Here is a 16,673-nt window from a genome sequence, read left to right as displayed (position 1 = left end):
CATTCAAGCAGCCCGCCCCGTGCCGGCCGGCGGCGGACGCCCCCGGCGGAAATCCGCTTCAACCTTTTCCGTCCGGCGGCACTCAGTAGTCAGGGAGAGACCTTCGAGGGGGGGAGGGGGCAGATGTTCACGGGAGCCACCCGGGGTGCCGACGGCTTCGAGGAGTTCGCCCGCGCCGGTCAGCACCGGCTCTACCGCACCGCGTACCTGCTCTGCGGTGACGCCGACGCCGCGCGCGACCTGACCCAGACGACGCTGGCCAAGCTGTTCCAGCACTGGCACCGGGTCCGCGCCGCCGACCACCCGGACGCCTACGCCCGGACCGTGCTCACCCGCACCTACATCGCCGAGCGGCGCCGCCGGCTGCGCGACCTCCTCGCCCACACGCCGATCGCCGCGCCCGCCCCGGCGGTGGGCCCCGAGCTCACCGTCACCCTGCTCGCCGCCCTCGCCGAACTGCCGCCCCGCGCCCGGGCGATGGTCGTCCTGCGCTACTGGGAGGACCTGAGCGTGGACACCGTCGCCGACCTGCTGCGGTGCAGCCCGTCCACCGTCAAGAGCCAGTGCTCGCGCTCGCTGGCCACGCTGCGCGCCCGCCTGGGCGACGCGCACCTCTACACCGCCCGAAGCTGAGGAGTCACACCGTGTACGTGTTCATGGACACCGCTCCGGGCGACGGGCCCGGCCGGGACGACGACGAGCTGCTCGTCCGGACCGCCATGGAGCGGGCCACCGACGGGGCGCCGCCACTGCCCGATCTGGTCCCCGGCGCCCGGGCCGAGGGGCGCCGCCGCCGGGTCCGGGCCCGGGCCGCCGTCGGCGCGACGGCGCTCGCGATCGTCGGCCTGGGGCTCTTCGGCGCCGCCCTGCCGGTGTGGGGCGGCGACGGGGAGCCGGCACGCGGCTGGTCGGCCGCCTCGCAGACCTCGCCGGTCCCCACGCCCACGTCCGCGCCCGTGCCCGTCCGCGCCCCCGTGCACGTCGAGCCGAGCCCCGGCGAGTCCTCCATGGCGGACCTGCCGGAGCGCGAGTCCTCGCGGCAGCGGGGCTTCCAGAACGAGGCGGCGGCGGTGCTGGAATCCCTGCTGCCCGAGGCGCTCGGCCCGGTCCGTCCGGTCGACATCGCCGTCAACCGGTACCAGGGCGGGGCGGACGGCGGCCCTGCCTTCCCCCTCTCCTTCTCGGTCCGCCCGCTGGCCACGGGCAAGGCGGCCCGGGCCGACCGGGCCTGTCTCGATGTCGCGGTGAAGCACCTCCGGTGCGACGAGGTGTCACTGCCAGGGGGCATGATGGCCCAGGCGATCACGGCGGCCGGAAACGCCGAGGGGGGCAAGACGGTCACCAGCGTCACCGTCCGCTTCACGTACGGGCACAGCCGCGTCACGCTCGCCGTGGGGGGCGACACCGACGCGATGGTGTCGGCGCCGGTCACCGCCGACGACCTGCTGGTCGTCGCCCGGGACGCGCGGTTCATGGAATTGGTCGCTTACGCGGACGCACGTCCGATGGAAGCCAGGGAGGGGTCTGTCCGTGGGGGCTGAGAGCAGGCGGGGGCGGCACGGCGGAGGCGGGCGCCGGCGCGCGAGACGGGCGCGGCGCAGCCGCGTACGGATAGTGGCCGCCGTCGCCGTACCGGCGGCGCTGATCGGCGTCGTGGTGCTCCTCGCACCCCGCTGGGCGGGCGGCGAGGGGTCCCCGGCGTCCGCCGCCGCGCGTACCCCGTCGGCCGCCGCCGCGTCCCCCGCCTCGGCCACGCCGTCCGCGAAGGGCGGCCGGAGCCCGAAGCCGTCCCGCTCGCCGTCCGCCTCCCCGTCCCCCTCCCCCAGCCCCACCCGGGTGCGCGTCCCCGCCTCCGGCCCCGGCACCTTCACGGTCGCCCGCGCCGACGCGTCGTCGTCCGGGCAGTACGCGTACCGCGTCGAGGTCGAGGACGGCTCGGGCGTCGACCCGGAGGAGGCCGCCGACCGGATCGCCGGCATCCTCGCCGCACCGCGCGGCTGGGGGCAGGGCGGGAAGCGCACGTTCCACCGGGTGGCCTCGGGCCCGGCCGGGCTGGTCGTCCGCATCGCGACGGCGGCCACCACGGACCGGATCTGCGGGCAGGGCGGGATGAACACACACGGCGAGGTGAACTGCCGGATCGGTGAGAAGGTGATGGTCAACCTCAAGCGCTGGCAGACCGGTTCGCCCGAGTTCGACGGCCCGCTGAACGACTACCGGGCCCTGATCATCAACCACGAGGTCGGCCACTGGCTCGGCCACGGCCACGAGACCTGCCCCGGCGCGGGCCGCCCCGCCCCCGCGATGATGCAGCAGATCTACGGGCTCAAGGGGTGCGTCGCCAACGCCTGGCCGTACGACGAAAACGGGACGTACCTGGGCGGACCCTCGGTGCCGTAACGATTCTCCGGGCGGCCCCTCCACGACTCGATGTGGATGTGGACTGAACCAATCACCCCGATCACCGGTCCTACAGCGGGGGACGGATCGCCGATCGCTGGGGAGGGTTACGGATGCCCGGAAGGAATGGGCGCCGGGGGGAGAGCGGCCGGAACAGGCTGCTCGCATGGGCTGTCGTCCCCGTCGTACTCGCGGCGGCCGCCGTCGCCGGACTCCGCTGGAACGACGCGCGCGGGCCCGCACCCGCCGCCTTCACCGTGGCCCGCGCCGCCGCCACCGACAGCGGGAAGGGGAGCGCCTACCGGGTGGAGGTGGAGGACGGCTCCGGGCTCGACGCGGACCGGGCCGCCGCCGTCGTCGCCCGCATCCTGGCCGCGCCCCGGGGCTGGTCGCACCACGGTGAGCACAGGTTCCGCCAGGTGGCGCGGGGCCGGGCGGGGCTGGTCATCCGGATCGCGACCCCGGAGACCACCGACCGCGTCTGCGGCGAGAGCGGGCTCGACACGCACGGCGAGGTCAACTGCCGGGTCGGCACGGTCGTGATGGTCAACCTGAAGCGCTGGCAGACGGGTTCGCCCGAGTTCGACGGGCCGCTGGGCGAGTACCGGGCCCTGATCATCAACCACGAGGTCGGCCACTGGCTGGGCCACGGCCACGAGACCTGCCCCGGCGAGGGGCGCCCGGCGCCCGCGATGATGCAGCAGATCGACGGCCTGAAGGGCTGCGTCGCCAACGCCTGGCCGTACGACTCCGAGGGCCACTACCTCGGCGGTCCCCCGGTGCCGTAGCCGCTACCGCCCCCGGTACACCAGCCGTCCGCCCGCGATCGTCGCCACACAGCTCGCCGCGCCCGCCGCCAGCAGCGCCGCCTCGTCCGGGGCGTCGAAGGCGGCGAGGTCCGCGCGGCCCCCGGCGGCGAGCGGTGCCGCCGTCGCCTCGCCCACCGCTCCGGCCCCGGCCAGCGGGTCGAGCCGGGGCCCGCCGCTCCGGGCGGAGGACGCGCCGAGGACCGTCAGCCCGGACCGGCGGACCGCCGTCAGCAGGGCGGGCGGTGTCCCCGGGACGGCCGTCACCGCCGTCGTGCCGTGCCGGAGCATCCGGTGCAGCCCGCGCCGCACGCTGCCCGCGCGCCAGGTCTCCTCGGGGCCCAGCGCGTCGAGCGCGGCGCCGGTCAGGGGCTCGGTGCCCAGCGCGTCCGCCTCGCGGGGGTCCGGGAAGTACCACTCGTCCAGGAGCCGGACCGCGTCCCGCTGCACCAGCCCCGGCGTCAGGACGCCCGGCCAGCGCCGGACGCGGGCGCCGGGGTGGGCGGCGGCCAGTTCCCCGTACGGCCCGAACGCCTCGACCGAGGCGTCCCGTACGGCCACCGCGCCGCCGGGCACGGGTGCGCGGCCGCCGCCCGGCAGGAGCAGGGCGGCGGCGTGGATCGTCAGCAAGGCGCGGTCAGTTGGCGCTCAGGAGCTTGAGCTCCGGGTGCGCGGTGCCGCCCTCGATCGCGACGGACGAGATGTGCGAGACGACGCGCTCGTCGACCGGGTCGTTCGCCGGGTCGTCGTGCACGACGAGGTGTTCGTACGTCGTGGAGCGCTGGGCCGGGACGCGGTCCGCCTTGCGGATGAGGTCGATGATCTCCAGCCGGTTGGAGCGGTGCTTGGCACCGGCCGAGGAGACGACGTTCTCCTCCAGCATGATCGAGCCGAGGTCGTCCGCGCCGTAGTGCAGCGACAGCTGGCCGACCTCCTTGCCGGTGGTGAGCCAGGAGCCCTGGATGTGGGCGACGTTGTCCAGGAACAGCCGGGCGATGGCGATCATCCGCAGGTACTCGAAGAGCGTGGCCTGCGTCTGCCCCTTCAGCTTGTTGTTCTCCGGCTGGTACGTGTACGGGATGAACGCCCGGAAGCCGCCGGTGCGGTCCTGCACGTCACGGATCATGCGCAGGTGCTCGATGCGCTCGGCGTTCGTCTCGCCCGTGCCCATCAGCATGGTCGAGGTGGACTCGACGCCCAGGCCGTGCGCGATCTCCATGATCTCCAGCCAGCGCTCGCCGGACTCCTTGAGCGGCGCGATGGCGGTGCGCGGCCGGGCCGGCAGCAGCTCGGCGCCGGCGCCCGCGAAGGAGTCGAGACCGGCGGCGTGGATACGGCTGATGGCCTCCTCGGCGGAGACCTTCGAGATCCGGGCCATGTGCTCGATCTCGGAGGCGCCGAGCGAGTGGATCACCAGCTGCGGGAACGCCTTCTTGATGGCCGAGAAGTGCTCCTCGTAGTACTCCACGCCGTAGTCCGGGTGGTGGCCGCCCTGGAACATGATCTGCGTCCCGCCCAGCTCGACGGTCTCCGCGCAGCGGCGCAGGATGTCGTCCAGGTCCCGGGACCAGCCCTTGGCGGTGTCCTTCGGCGCGGCGTAGAACGCGCAGAACTTGCAGGCCGTGACGCACACGTTGGTGTAGTTGATGTTGCGCTCGATGATGTACGTCGCGATGTGCTCCGTACCGGCGTACCGGCGTCGGCGCACGGCGTCGGCCGCCGCGCCCAGGGCGTGCAGCGGGGCCGACCGGTAGAGGTCGAGCGCCTCCTCCGGGGTGATCCGGCCGCCTTCGGCGGCTCGGTCGAGGATGGGCTGGAGGTCGGCCTTCTCGGTCACCGGGCTGTCACCTTTCGGCGGTTTTTCAACGGTCTACGGACCGGTTCAGCGTACGCCAGGGGGGTCGGCGGTCAGCCGTCGGACCGGGTGAGCGTGCCGTACGGCTGTCCCGCGCCCTTCTCGTCGGAGCGGAAGCGGAGGGTGCCGTCGTCCGCCCGGGTGAAGTGGAGGTCGGCGGGCGTCGTGGTGCAGAACCCGGCCGTGCCGGAGCGGTCCGGGTCGGCGCGCTCGCGCAGCTTCAGCTCGTCGTCGGAGGCGGTGGTGAGGGAGGCGACGCTGTAGCAGGTGATGTCGATGCCCACGGAGAGGGAGGTGGTCAGGTGGACCACGTCCGCGCCCTCGCGGCCCTTGGTGAAGACCGCGGTGAGCGTGCCGTGCGGCTGCCCCGTGGTCTTCTCGGTGAGCGGACCCTTCCAGGTCCCGACGAACGCCTCGGGCAGCTCGGCGGACCCGCCCGACGTGGCGGACGGCGCGGATGGTGTGCCGCTCGATTCGCGCCCGACGTTGCTGCTGTCGCCGCCCCGGCCCGGCACCAGGTCCAGCAGGAAGGCGCTGCCCACCGTCACCGCGGCCAGCGCCCCGGCCACCGCGAGCGCGAGCGTGCAGCTCACCCGGCGGCGCCCCGTCCCGTCTCCGCCCGCCGTCGCGCCGAGGGTCAGCCCGCGCCCGCCGGTCCGCTGCCCCGGCACGCCGTCCGCCCCGGCGGTCGCGGGGTGCGACGGGGCGAACGGCGGGCCGAAGACCCCGAGCGCGCCGCCCGGACCGCCGGAGGCCGAGCCGCCGGGCGCGGGTTCGCCCGCCCCCGCTCCCGCTCCCGCTCCCGCCCCGAACGACGGATTGCTGAACGGCACCGGGCCCGACTGCGCGGGGGCCTCCTGCGGTTCCAGGTCCAGCAGCGCCACCGCCGACCGGCTGACCTCGCGGACCAGCGGTCCGGGCAGCCAGCCCGCCGCGACCGCCGCCGCCGCGCCGCCCGGCAGCAGCCGACGGGCCAGCTCGTCCGGGGTCGGCCGCCGCTCCGGGTCCTTGGCCAGGCAGGCGGCGATGGTCTCGCGGAGCCCGCCCTCCAGCTCGCCCAGCTCCGGTTCCTCGTGGATGACCTTGTAGAGGAGGACGGCCGACGAGTCGCCGAGGAACGGCGCGGAGCCGGTCGCCGCGTACGCCAGGACCGCGCCCAGCGAGAAGATGTCGGCCGCGCCCGACATCTCGGTGCCCCGGATCTGCTCCGGTGCCATGTAGCCGGGCGAGCCGACCGAGACCCCGGTGGAGGTGAGGGAGGTGGTCGCGTCGATGGCCCGGGCGATGCCGAAGTCGATCAGACGGGGGCCGTCCAGGGCGAGCAGGACGTTGGACGGCTTCACGTCCCGGTGGATCAGGCCCCGCCCGTGCACCGCGGCCAGCGCCTCGCCGAGCCCGGCGCCCAGCACCCGGACCGCGTGCTCGGGCAGCGGGCCGTGCTCGGTGACGGCCGCGGAGAGCGGCGGCCCCGCCACGTAGCCGGTGGCGATCCAGGGGACCGGGGCGTCCGGGTCGGCGTCCAGGACGGGCGCGGTCCACTCGGCGCCGATCCGCCGGGCCGCTTCCACCTCGCGCCGGAACCGGGCGCGGAACTGCTCGTCGAGCGCGAAGTGGGGGTGGACGACCTTGACGGCGACGGTGCGGCCGCCGGCGCTGCGTCCGAGGTACACGCGGCCCATGCCGCCGGCGCCGAGTCGGCCCAGCAGCCGGTAGGAGCCGATGCTGCGCGGTTCCCCGGCTTCCAGCGGCTGCATATTAAGGACTCCCCCTGTGAACCGGCCGGACCTCCGACCGAAGCCTAGTTCGTGTCCGTGAAGTCTCGTCCGGTCACGGGAGAAACCATCCGCCGATTTCGCCCCCAAGGGAACGAACGACGTCATTCACCGCGATAAAAGGCGTGAATGCGCCGGTCTCCCCCGATGACCGATTGCGCAATCCGCCATTCATCGCACGTTCAACGAAATCGAAAATGCCATTCCCCGGCGGCGGGATGTTCTCATCCGCCGAGGAGCTCCACCTTCACGTCCGCCGGGAAGCCCGCGACGTCGCCGGTGCGGCGGGCGAACTCCTCGACGCCCGCCAGCTGGTCCGGGCCGAAGCGGAAGTCGAGCGTGGTGAAGTAGCGCTCCAGGACCTCCGCGTCGAACGCCTCCCAGCGCGCCGCCTGCTCGGCGACCTTGGTGACCTCCTCCAGGGACAGGTCGCGGGAGGCCAGGAACGCCTCGTGCACCTGCTTGACCGCGGTCGGCTCGGCGGCCAGGTAGTCCTTGCGGGCGGCCCAGACGGCGAAGACGAACGGCAGGCCCGTCCACTCCTTCCACATCGCGCCCAGGTCGTGGACCTGGAGCCCGAGGCGGGGCGCGTCGTGCAGGTTGGCGCGGAGGGCCGCGTCACCGATGAGGACGGCGGCGTCCGCCTCCTGCATCATCAGGCCCAGGTCCGGCGGGCAGGTGTAGTAGTCGGGGGTGACGCCGTACCGCTCGGCGAGCAGCAGCCGCGCCAGCCGTACGGACGTCCGGGAGGTCGAGCCGAGCGCGACGCGGGCCCGGTCCAGGTCCTCCAGGGGCCGCTGCGAGACGATCACGCAGGACATGACGGGGCCGTCGCAGCCGACCGCGATGTCGGGGAAGGCGACCAGGTCGTCCGCGTTGCGCAGGAACTCGACCAGGGTGACGGGGGCGATGTCCAGCTCGCCCCTGACCAGTTGCTCGCTGAGCTTCTCCGGGGTGTCCTTCGACAGCTCCAGGTCGAGCAGGGTTCCGGTCCGTGCCAGCCCCCAGTAGAGGGGAAGGCAGTTGAGGAACTGGATGTGGCCGACGCGCGGCCGGGGGCGACGGTCGTCGCCCGCGACGTTTGAAACGGTTGAATTGTCCACATCGCGAGGCTAGACCCGCCCCGGGCGGGTCGCCCCACCGGGGGCCGCGGCGCACGGGAGGGCCCTCTCGGATGGCTCATCCGGGCAGCTATCAAACATCCGGGTGAAGTGATCTTTCCCTCTACCCTTACGGACACGCTGCGTGCTAGGCTCGACGGCAAGTTGCAGTTTGGTTTCCCTTGCAGTACAGAGCCTGCGGAGCATGTGACCCCGCAGGCTTTTGTAGTTTTCAGACTTCATTGCAGGTTCTGGAGCAGGGCAACCCTTTGGCCCAAGGAGGGCTTATGGCTACCGGAACCGTCAAGTGGTTCAACGCTGAAAAGGGCTTCGGCTTCATCGCCCAGGACGGCGGCGGCCCGGATGTCTTCGTCCACTACTCCGCGATCAACGCGTCCGGGTTCCGCTCCCTCGAGGAGAACCAGGTCGTGAACTTCGACGTCACTCAGGGTCCGAAGGGCCCGCAGGCTGAGAACGTCACCCCGGCCTAGTTGCCCGGGTCGGCCGATCGCGGCCGGTAAGAGCAGTACCCAAGGAGCCCCGCTCCTCCGCACCGGCGGAGGAGCGGGGCTCCTGCCCGTGCGCGGCCCGTCCCGGCCGCGCGAAGAAGCGTCTTGACCTTCACACCGTGTGAAGCCGTGCAGTGGAGGACGTCATGTTCACCATCGGAGACTTCGCCCGGTACGGGCGGGTGTCGGCCCGCATGCTCCGTCATTACGACGAGATCGGGCTGCTGCACCCGGACCGCACCGACCCCTCGACCGGCTACCGCTACTACGGCGCCGCCCAGCTCGCCCGGCTCAACCGGATCATCGCGCTCAAGGACCTCGGCTTCACGCTCCAGCAGGTGGCGGCCGTCCTGGACGACGCGGTGGGTCCGGAGGAGCTGCGCGGGATGCTGCGGCTGCGGCGTACGGAGCTGGAGGCGGCGATGGCGGCGGCGGCCGCACGGCTGGCGCAGGTCGAGGCGAGGCTCCGGTCCATCGAGAGCGAGGGACACATGTCCACGGACGACGTCGTGATGAAGAAGGTGCCCGCGGTGCGGGTCGCGGAGCTGACGGGGGTGGCCGGGAGCTACGAGCCGCAGGACATCTCCCCGGTCATCGGCCCGCTGTACGACCGGCTCTTCCCCCTCCTCGGGGCGGCGGGCCTGACCCCGTCGGGTCCGGGGATCGCCCGGTACGAGGACGCGCCGGACGGCGGCGGCGTCGTCGTGCACGCCGGGGTGACGGTCTCCGCGCCCGTCGGCCCGGTCGGTGACACCGGGATCACCGTGGTGGAGCTGCCCGCGTTCGAAGCGGCGACCGTCGTGCACCGGGGCTCCATGGACAACGTGCTGCCCACCGCCCAGACCCTGGCCCGCTGGATCGACGCCAACGGCTACCGCTCGTCGGGGTACGCCCGCGAGATCAGTCTGGAGTGCCCGGAGGACCGGGACGGGTGGGTGACCGAGCTCCAGGAGCCGGTGGTCCGGGCGACGGCCTGAGACCGGGGGCGCCCGTCCCCGGACGGGCGCCCCGCTTCGTGCCTTCCTGTCCCCAACTGCCCCGTTCGAATCGTTGTCGAGGGCTTGTGCAGAGAGTCATCCGTTGCTGACGGGCCGACCCTTCGCAAGGCAGACTGTTGACGGCGATATCAACGGTATGGAGCAATCCGGACGGTCTGTGACCGATCCGGACACAGTGGCCGTGCCGGGCTGTGCGCAGGCAGGACAGGAGGCAGCAATGGGCCGTGACGACGGGCCACGGGTACGCGTACCGCAGCAGCGGGCGCCCGAGCGGGGCCCGGAGGACGAGGCCGCGCTGCACTTCTCCGTACTCGGCCCCGTACGGGCCCGGCGGGGCGGCGAGGCACTGCCGTCCGGATCGCCGCAGCAGCGCGCGCTGCTGACGGCGTTGCTGCTGCGCGGCGGGCACACGGCGACGGCCGCCGAGCTCATCGACGGCATCTGGGGCGACGAACCGCCCTCGCAGGCGCTGGCCGCCGTCCGCACCTACGCGTCCCGGCTGCGCAAGGTCCTCGGCCCCGGAACGCTGGTCAGCGACTCCGGCGGTTACGCGATGCGCACCGGCGCCGACGCGCTGGACCTGACCGTGGCTCAGGAGCTGGCGGCCGGGGCGGAGAAGGCGCGGGCCGGCGGCGACCGGGACACGGCGCGATCCCTGCTGAACAAGGCGCTCGGCCTGTGGGACGGCGAGGCGCTGGCCTCCGTGCCCGGCCCGTACGCGGAGTACCAGCGCACCCGGCTGGAGGAGTGGCGGCTCCAGCTCACCGAGACCCGGCTCGACCTGGACCTGGAGGCCGGCTGCCACGCGGAGGCGGTCTCCGAACTGACCGCGCTCACCGCCGCGCACCCCTTGCGGGAGCGGCTGCGGGAGCTGCTGATGGTGGCCCTGTACCGCAGCGGCCGGCAGGCGGAGGCGCTGGCCGTCTACGCGGACACCCGGCGGCTGCTCGCGGAGGAGCTGGGGGTCGATCCGCGCGCGGAGCTGGGCCGGCTCCAGCAGCGCATCCTGCGCGCCGACGAGGAACTGGCCCGCCCGGCGGACGACCCGGCCCCGGCCGCCGCGCCGGTCCGCCCGGCCCAGCTGCCCGCCACCGTCCCGGACTTCACGGGGCGGGACGCGTTCGTCCGCGAGCTGGGCGACCGGCTGGGCACGGCGGAGGGGTCCGTGATGGCCGTCTCCGCGCTGGCCGGGATCGGGGGCGTCGGCAAGACGACGCTCGCCGTCCACGTGGCCCACCAGGCCCGCCGGCACTTCCCGGACGGGCAGTTGTACGTCGACCTCCAGGGCGCGGGGGCCCGGGCCGCCGAGCCGGAGACGGTGCTCGGCGCGTTCCTGCGGGCGCTCGGGACGGCGGATTCGGCGATCCCGGAGACGCTGGACGAGCGGGCCGCGCTGTACCGCTCCACGCTCGACGGCCGCCGGGTCCTGGTCCTCCTGGACAACGCCCACGACGCGGCCCAGATCCGCCCGTTGCTCCCCGGCACGGAGGGGTGCGCGGCGCTGGTGACGAGCCGGGTGCGGATGGTCGACCTGGCCGGGGCGCATCTGGTCGACCTGGACGTGATGTCACCGGAGGAGGCGCTTCAGCTCTTCACCCGGATCGTCGGCGGGGAGCGGATCACCTCGGAGCGGGAGGCCGCGCTCGACGTGGTCGCCGCGTGCGGCTTCCTTCCCCTCGCGATCCGGATCGCCGCCTCCCGGCTGGCCTCCCGCCGCACCTGGACCGTCTCGGTGCTGGCCGCCAAGCTGGCCGACGAGCGCCGGCGCCTGGACGAGCTCCAGGCGGGCGACCTCGCGGTGAAGGCCACCTTCGAACTCGGCTACGGCCAGCTGGAACCGGCCCAGGCCCGCGCCTTCCGCCTCCTCGGCCTCGCGGACGGCCCGGACATCTCCCTCGCCGCCGCGGCGGCCCTCCTCGACCTGGACCCGCACGTGGCGGAGGACCTGCTGGAGGCCCTGGTCGACACGTCCCTGGTGGAATCGGCCGCGCCGGGCCGCTACCGCTACCACGACCTGGTCCGCCTGTACGCGCGCTCCTGCGCGGAGCGGGACGAGCAGGAGCCGGGTGAGCGGGAGGAGGCGTTGTCGCGGCTGCTGGACTTCTACCTGGCGACGGCGGCGGGGGTCTACGCGCTGGAGCGGCCGGGGGAACGGGTCCTGGACCACTTCGAACCCACCGGCCGCCCCGGCCTGGCCTTCACCACGCCGACGAAAGCACTGGACTGGCTCTTCAGCGAGTCCAGCGGCGTCCTCGCGTGTGCCCGGCAGTCCGCGGCCAAGGACACGGTCGGCAAGGCCGCCGACCTTCTGATGGCCGCCGTCGACCTGGGTGAATCAGGTGCGAACTCCCGCCAGTTCACCCAGGCCGCGACGGCGGTGTCGGAAGCTGCTCGGGCGGCCGGGGCCGTCAGGGCGGAGGCGCGGGCGCGCACGATGCTGACGCATGTGCACAGCATTTCCGGCCGCTTCGCCGACGCCAGGAGCGACGCTCTGCGAGCCCTGGAACTGGGCCTGGCCGCCGGAGACCCCGTCTCGTCGAGCCAGGCGCCCAATCAGCTCGGCATCATCGCCCTGTACGAGAACCGACACGCTGACGCGGAGGCGCACTTCGCCCAGGCCTTGGACGCCTTCCGGGCGGACGGCAACAAGTCGGGCGAGGCGTCCGCCCTGTGCAACATGTCCAGGGTGCACCTGGCCACGGACCGCAAGACGAGCGCGGTGAGCCTGGCACAGCAGGGCATCGCCCTCTACGAGGCGGACGGCAGGGAGCAGGCTCTCCGGCTGGCCAACGGAAAGTACGCGCTCGGCCTGGCGTTCACCGGCGCGGGTCAGACGTCCGAGGCGCGCCATGTACTCACCGAGGCGTTGACCGTGTTCCGCGAGAGCCGACAGCGCTTCTGGCACGGCATGACCCTGTTCCGGCTGTCGGAGGTTGACCTGGCCGACGACCAGCACGCCCAAGCCGCCGCACTGGCCGAGCAGGCGCTCGCCGTTCTGCACGGCATCGGCGGGGAGTGGCGGCGCGCCAACGTACTCACCGTGCTGGGCCTCAGCCTCATGCCGCTCGGTCAGACCGATCGCGCGCAGGCGTGCTGGCGTGAGGCGCTGAACGTCTTCGAAGAACTCGGGTCGGCCGAGGCCGACGACGTGCGTGTTCTGCTGGAGTCGACGTCGGTGTGCTGAGCCCTCCCGGCTCGTTCATCATTCGTTTATCGCGCCGGGCCACTCTCTCCTCATCGATCCGTCGCGTCGGGGGGCAGGCGGATCGGCGGGGGGCCTCACCACTAGGGTGAACGGCCCGGTGTGACCGTCCGGCGATCCACGGGGGAACCGCCGGACGGGCACACCATCCACTGCATCCACGCTTCAGCTTTCAGGAGTTGACCCTCATGGCCGACAACAACGGCATCTTCAAGCCGACCGACGCCCACGCCTCCGGCGAGGAGCTGACGACGCAGGACGCCCACGCCTCCAGCGAGCCCCTCAAGCCGACCGACGCCCACGCCTCGGGCGAGGAGATCACCACGCTCGACGCCCACGCCTCGGCGCCGAAGCCCAACTAGTCCAACCGGCACGGGGGAACGGCCGCGGCGGCGCGGAGGGGAAGCCGCCGCGGCCGTTGCATGTCCGCGCTCGGCCGGTCCACGCGCCCCTAGACGTCCCGGACCACCACTCCGGCCCCGCGCGGGACATCGCCCAGTCCCAGGCCGGCCACCGAACCCTGCTGTGGTAGGCCTCGACATGGGGTGACGACTTCACTCCCAGGGGCAGCGCTCAGTACCTCAGCTCCGCCGTGACCTCGCACTTCTTGACGCGGGCCACCTGGCGCGGGCTGTCCATCCGGACGGACACGGTCCTCGTGTCGCCGTAGTCGGCCTCCACGGTGGCCTCGCCCGTGTCGACCACGCTGCCCATCGCGTCCAGGAAGGTCACGTCGATCTCGTAGGTGTGCGTGCCGGAGGCGACCGGGGTCAGACGGACGGTGGACGCGGTGACCGCCTTGCGCTTGCCCTTCGCGGGCTGGGCGCAGCGGAAGACGTACACCTGCGGCGCGTCCGACGCGGTGGCGGTGGGGGTCGGGTCGGTGTACGTGGAGCCCGACGAGCCGCTCGACGAGCCGTAGTCGTCGTAGTCGTCGTCCGAGTCCGTGTCGTGGTACGTGCCGTTGCTCTTCTTCGAGTTGGAGCACCCGCCGCCGCCACCGCTGCCGTGGCTGCCGGACCGGCTCTTTCCGCTCTTCCCGCCGTGGCTGCCGCTGGAGAAGCCGGTGAGCGCGAGTACCACCGCCACCAGGACCACCGTCAGCTTGACGTGCTGCCGTCTCATCGAATCCGCCCCCGATTGTGTGCCGTTGTGCCCGCCGGGCCGGGTGGCCGGGCGACACGGAACCGTAACGCACAGCATGGCGTGGATGACCGGCGGGCCGGTCATGGCCCTGTCACGGTCTCGTCTCCGTCTGGTGGCGGCTGTCACACGGGCGGCGTAGCGTCGGAGCGAGAGCGCTCTGGAGGTACGGAGATGATCCGCAACGTTCTCGGTGCGGTCCTCGCTCTCGCCGGAGCGGCGGCCGCCGTGCCGAGCCCCTTCCGTGACCGGCGCGACGGCCGCCCCGGGCGGCGCCGCCCCCGCGCCCACGAGTCCGACGCGCCGGACTCCGACGCCCCCGAGACGTGGCCCCCGACGTGGGAGCCCGGGCCCTCGGTCCAGACGAGCCCGTGGCCGGAGCCGGAGGGGGACGACCCTTACGTGGGGCCTGAGAAACCGAGCCCGTCGGGCTGAGACTCAGGCCCGTGTGCGGGCGCCCGTGCCCTTCAGGGCGTCCAGCGCGTACACGCAGCGGTCCTTGCTGCACGCGTACACCACGCCGCCCCGGGCCACCGGCGAGCCCGTGATCTCGCCGCCCGTGGCGAGCTTCCAGCGGAGCTGGCCGCCCGCCGCGTCGAGGGTGTACAGGACGTGGTCCGCGGAGCCGAAGTGGACGCGGCCGTCCGCGACGACCGGGGCGCCCACCACCTCGCCGCCCGCCGCGAACCGCCACTTCGGGGTGCCGGTGACCGCGTCGAGGGTGTAGAGCGCGCTGCCGCTGCCCACATGGACGTTGCCCGCGACGACGAGCACCGGCTCCGACGACTGCCGGGCCTCCGTGGCGATGCGCCAGCGGTCCTTGCCGGTCGCGGCGTCCAGGGCGTACACGGTGCCGAGGTAGTCCGCGAGGTAGACCCCGCCGCCGGTGACGGCCGGGCCGGGGGCGAAGGCGGGCGGGGACAGGAAGACCGCGGGGCACTCGAAGTGCCAGCGGACGTGCCCGGCCGCGATGTCCACGGCCAGCACCCGCGTCCCGGCGGCGACGTACACGTAGCCGTCCGGCGCGGGCGTCACCCGGACCGGGACGCCGCCGCAGGAGGCCGCGTCGCCGATGGGGTACGACCAGCGTTCGGCGCCGGTCCGGGCGTCGAGGGCCTTCAGGCGGGCGTCCTGCCAGACGTACACCGTGCCGTCGTGGATGACCGGCCCGCCCTCCGGCGTCTCGAAGTCCGTCTGCGCGCCGCTCAGGTCCCACAGCTTCTCGCCGGTCGCCGCCTCCCACGCCTGGACGCCGCCGCCCCGGGTGGCCGTGACGACCGTGCCCCGGTCGGCCTTCAGGGCGTACACCCAGGCGTCGGTCCCGACCCGCCACCGCTCGGCGCCGCTGGTGGCGTCCAGGGCGTAGAGGGAGGGCCCGTCCGACGCGTGGATGCGACCGCCCTCGACGGCCATCGCCCAGGCGACGTCCCGGGTCTTGAACTGGCGCCGCCCGTTGCCGGTGTCCAGCGCGTGGACCTCGAAGGACGTGACGTACAGCAGGTCGCCGACCACGACGGGCGTGCCCCACACGTCGTTGGACATGCGGAACCGCCAGGGCCGCCACCGGGCGGGCCCGGACTGCGCGGCCTCGGGGGCCTGCGCCGGAGGGGGCACGGGGACGGGCGGGGGCGTGCCGTTGACCCCGGCGGGCGGGCGGACCCAGCCGGTCGCCGGGCCCGCGTCGGCGCCGGAGGCCGAGGCGCGGACGTCCCGCACGCGGGGCCCGGGCCCGATCGGCACCTGGACCCCGGTCAGCCGCACCGGCCCCCCGGCGTCCGGCACCGGCGCGGGCGGGGCCGGCGGGCGGGCGGGGGCGCCGCTGTGCCAGGGGCCGTCCCAGTCCGTGCCGGGCGGCCGGTGGGGCGCGGTCCCGGCGGACCGCGGCGGCGCGACCGGCGGGGCGGGCTCGGGCGGAGGCGACACGGGCGGGGCGGCGGGCGGAGCCGTACGGCCACCGCCGCGGCGCCGCTCGATCAGCTCGGTCGCGGCGGCCGGCAGCCACGCGGAGGCCGTACCGCCGTCGTCGTCCCCGCCGCCGGAGGCGAAGAGGTGCGGGGCGAGCTGGGCCTGGAGGTCGGCCGGGGTGGGCCGCAGGCCCGGGTCCGTCTGCATGCACGACTCGATCAGCGGGCGCAGATCGTCCGGCAGGCCGGACAGGTCGGGGCTCTCGCGCAGCAGCATGAACACCGTCTCGACCGGGTTGGCCCCCCGGTACGGGGCGTGCCCGGTCGCGGCGAAGACGAGCGTCGAGCCGAGCGAGAAGATGTCGCTGGCCCCCGTCACGCTCCGCGAGTCCCGGGCCTGCTCCGGTGACATGTACGCCGGGGTGCCGACGGCCACGTTGGTCATGGTGAGCCGGGTGTTGGAGACGCCGGACGCGATGCCGAAGTCGATGACCCGGGGGCCGTCCTCCACGACGAGCACGTTCGACGGCTTCATGTCGCGGTGGACGAGCTGCGCCCCGTGGATGGACTGGAGGGCCTCCGCGATGCCGGCCGCCAGCCAGCGCACCGCCTGGGTCGGCATGGGCCCGCACTCGTTCACTATCTCTTCGAGCGAGGGGGCGGGCACGTACGCGGTGGCGAGCCACGGCACGGCGGCGCGCGGGTCGGCGTCGACGACGGCGGCCGTGTAGAAGCCGCTGACGGCGCGCGCGGCCTCCACCTCGCGTGTGAAGCGCACCCGGAACAGCTGGTCCTCGGCCAGCTCCGTGCGGACGGTCTTGATCGCCACCCGGCGGCCCGACGCCGACCGGGCCAGATAGACCAGCCCCATGCCGCCGGCCCCGAGCCGTCCCAGCACCTCGAAGGGGCCGATCCGCCTCGGGTCGTGCTGCGTCAGCTGCTCCACTACCTGCCACCTCCCCGTACGGGCCTCAGGTGACAGAG

General features: G+C 73.8%; 15 protein-coding genes. 9 read left to right on the top strand and 6 right to left on the bottom strand.

Annotated features, from left to right (window positions below):
- The first annotated feature begins 123 nt into the window (after positions 1–123).
- From ACFUJY_RS11890 to ACFUJY_RS11875, 4 genes are all read left to right on the top strand, one after another.
- The gene (locus ACFUJY_RS11890) at positions 124–633 is read left to right on the top strand and encodes a SigE family RNA polymerase sigma factor (RefSeq protein WP_383297837.1); all 510 of its coding nucleotides are present in this window, start codon (positions 124–126) and stop codon (positions 631–633) included.
- 11 nt (positions 634–644) lie between these two features.
- The gene (locus tag ACFUJY_RS11885; protein WP_383297835.1) at positions 645–1,541 is read left to right on the top strand and encodes a hypothetical protein; all 897 of its coding nucleotides are present in this window, start codon (positions 645–647) and stop codon (positions 1,539–1,541) included.
- A gap of 70 nt (positions 1,542–1,611) precedes the next feature.
- Positions 1,612–2,400, top strand: a complete 789-nt coding sequence (locus ACFUJY_RS11880; RefSeq protein ID WP_383298082.1) for a DUF3152 domain-containing protein — start codon at positions 1,612–1,614, stop codon at positions 2,398–2,400.
- A 113-nt stretch (positions 2,401–2,513) separates the two neighbouring features.
- Positions 2,514–3,188, top strand: coding sequence for a DUF3152 domain-containing protein (locus ACFUJY_RS11875; RefSeq protein ID WP_383297834.1), 675 nt, complete (start codon positions 2,514–2,516; stop codon positions 3,186–3,188).
- Positions 3,189–3,191: 3 nt separating this feature from the next.
- On the opposite strand, the gene ACFUJY_RS11870 is transcribed toward ACFUJY_RS11875, so the two are convergent.
- The 4 genes from ACFUJY_RS11870 to ACFUJY_RS11855 all read right to left on the bottom strand — a co-directional run bounded on the left by ACFUJY_RS11870 (position 3,192) and on the right by ACFUJY_RS11855 (position 7,936).
- Positions 3,192–3,836, bottom strand: coding sequence for a hypothetical protein (locus ACFUJY_RS11870; RefSeq protein ID WP_383297832.1), 645 nt, complete (start codon positions 3,834–3,836; stop codon positions 3,192–3,194).
- A 7-nt stretch (positions 3,837–3,843) separates the two neighbouring features.
- Positions 3,844–5,043: a cyclic dehypoxanthinyl futalosine synthase gene (gene mqnC, locus ACFUJY_RS11865; RefSeq protein ID WP_143620460.1), complete on the bottom strand. Its 1,200-nt coding sequence runs from the start codon at positions 5,041–5,043 to the stop codon at positions 3,844–3,846.
- 71 nt (positions 5,044–5,114) lie between these two features.
- Positions 5,115–6,815: a serine/threonine-protein kinase gene (locus tag ACFUJY_RS11860; RefSeq protein WP_383297830.1), complete on the bottom strand. Its 1,701-nt coding sequence runs from the start codon at positions 6,813–6,815 to the stop codon at positions 5,115–5,117.
- A gap of 242 nt (positions 6,816–7,057) precedes the next feature.
- Complete coding sequence (locus ACFUJY_RS11855; protein WP_383297828.1) at positions 7,058–7,936, bottom strand: menaquinone biosynthetic enzyme MqnA/MqnD family protein; 879 nt, start codon at positions 7,934–7,936, stop codon at positions 7,058–7,060.
- A gap of 284 nt (positions 7,937–8,220) precedes the next feature.
- Here ACFUJY_RS11855 and ACFUJY_RS11850 point away from each other — a divergent pair, with 284 nt between their 5' ends.
- From ACFUJY_RS11850 to ACFUJY_RS11835, 4 genes are all read left to right on the top strand, one after another.
- The gene (locus tag ACFUJY_RS11850; RefSeq protein ID WP_003967102.1) at positions 8,221–8,424 is read left to right on the top strand and encodes a cold-shock protein; all 204 of its coding nucleotides are present in this window, start codon (positions 8,221–8,223) and stop codon (positions 8,422–8,424) included.
- 164 nt (positions 8,425–8,588) lie between these two features.
- Complete coding sequence (locus ACFUJY_RS11845; RefSeq protein WP_383297826.1) at positions 8,589–9,419, top strand: MerR family transcriptional regulator; 831 nt, start codon at positions 8,589–8,591, stop codon at positions 9,417–9,419.
- A 238-nt stretch (positions 9,420–9,657) separates the two neighbouring features.
- On the top strand, positions 9,658–12,624 hold the full coding sequence (locus tag ACFUJY_RS11840) for a BTAD domain-containing putative transcriptional regulator (protein WP_383297825.1): 2,967 nt from the start codon (positions 9,658–9,660) through the stop codon (positions 12,622–12,624).
- Between the two features lie 206 nt (positions 12,625–12,830).
- Positions 12,831–13,004, top strand: coding sequence for a hypothetical protein (locus ACFUJY_RS11835; RefSeq protein WP_383297823.1), 174 nt, complete (start codon positions 12,831–12,833; stop codon positions 13,002–13,004).
- A 211-nt stretch (positions 13,005–13,215) separates the two neighbouring features.
- Here the strand turns inward: ACFUJY_RS11835 and ACFUJY_RS11830 are convergent, their stop codons facing one another.
- Positions 13,216–13,767 (bottom strand): hypothetical protein, encoded by a 552-nt coding sequence (locus tag ACFUJY_RS11830; RefSeq protein ID WP_383297821.1) that lies wholly within the window; start codon positions 13,765–13,767, stop codon positions 13,216–13,218.
- 192 nt (positions 13,768–13,959) lie between these two features.
- Here ACFUJY_RS11830 and ACFUJY_RS11825 point away from each other — a divergent pair, with 192 nt between their 5' ends.
- On the top strand, positions 13,960–14,220 hold the full coding sequence (locus ACFUJY_RS11825; RefSeq protein WP_383297819.1) for a hypothetical protein: 261 nt from the start codon (positions 13,960–13,962) through the stop codon (positions 14,218–14,220).
- A gap of 3 nt (positions 14,221–14,223) precedes the next feature.
- Here the strand turns inward: ACFUJY_RS11825 and ACFUJY_RS11820 are convergent, their stop codons facing one another.
- Positions 14,224–16,635 carry a PQQ-binding-like beta-propeller repeat protein gene (locus tag ACFUJY_RS11820; protein ID WP_383297817.1) on the bottom strand — a complete coding sequence of 804 codons (2,412 nt, stop codon included), beginning with the start codon at positions 16,633–16,635 and terminating at the stop codon, positions 14,224–14,226.
- Positions 16,636–16,673 lie beyond the last annotated feature (38 nt).

The sequence above is a fragment of the Streptomyces sp. NPDC057249 genome (assembly GCF_042669245.1).
In the GTDB taxonomy this organism is placed as follows: domain Bacteria; phylum Actinomycetota; class Actinomycetes; order Streptomycetales; family Streptomycetaceae; genus Streptomyces.
Note: the sequence above shows the minus strand (reverse complement) of the source record. Positions and strands in the feature narration are given on the sequence as shown.